This window comes from Micromonospora sp. SL1-18, from assembly GCF_047921505.1.
GTDB lineage: Bacteria > Actinomycetota > Actinomycetes > Mycobacteriales > Micromonosporaceae > Micromonospora.
The window spans coordinates 1-344 of the sequence record NZ_JBLROA010000240.1; the positions used below are offsets into that span (position 1 = coordinate 1).

Annotated in this window: 1 pseudogene; it reads left to right on the plus strand. The window is 74.7% G+C overall.

Annotated features, from left to right (window positions below):
* Window positions 1-344, plus strand: a pseudogene (locus tag ACNAW0_RS30760) (sigma factor-like helix-turn-helix DNA-binding protein); the annotation flags it as partial.

A 344-nucleotide genomic window follows, 5' to 3' on the forward strand; every position in this document is an offset into this window, starting at 1 on the left:
GCTGGTCGAGGCGGTCCGCGTCTGGCCGGCCGACCCGCCGCGGGATCCGAAAGGCCTGGCTGGTCACCGTGGCCTGGCGCAAGTTCATCGACGCGACCCGGGCAGACGCCGCCCGCCGCCGGCGCGAGGAGCTCGTCGACGAGGAGCCGGCGCCCGGGCCCGCGGCCGCGGTGGACGACACGCTCCAGCTTTACTTCCTGTGCGCCCACCCGTCGCTGACGCCGTCGTCCGCGGTCGCGCTCACGCTACGCGCCGTCGGCGGGCTGACCACCCGCCAGATCGCCCAGGCCTACCTGGTACCCGAGGCGACCATGGCCCAGCGCATCAGCCGAGCCAAACGCACT